This window comes from Paraburkholderia sp. SIMBA_030 (assembly GCF_046535245.1).
Classification (GTDB): Bacteria; Pseudomonadota; Gammaproteobacteria; order Burkholderiales; family Burkholderiaceae; genus Paraburkholderia.
Genome location: NZ_JAWRXB010001815.1, coordinates 1 through 230 on the forward strand (window position 1 = coordinate 1; position 230 = coordinate 230).

At 65.7% G+C, this 230-nt stretch carries 1 protein-coding gene; it reads left to right on the forward strand.

What is annotated here, in order from left to right:
* On the forward strand, nt 1–230 hold a 230-nt coding region (locus tag SB772_RS46245; RefSeq protein ID WP_410839301.1), incomplete at both ends, for an ABC transporter permease subunit.

A 230-nucleotide genomic window follows, 5' to 3' on the forward strand; every position in this document is an offset into this window, starting at 1 on the left:
GCTCATTCTGGTGCCGGCGGCGTTGCCGTCGATTATCGCGGGCCTGCGTGTGGGCTGGGCGTTTGCCTGGCGCACGCTGATCGCGGCGGAACTCGTGTTCGGCGCGAGCGCGGGACAGGGCGGCCTGGGCTGGTACATCTTCCAGAATCGAAACGAGCTGTATACCGATCGCGTGTTCGCCGGGCTCGCGGCGGTGATCCTCATTGGCCTGCTCGTCGAGCATCTGGTTT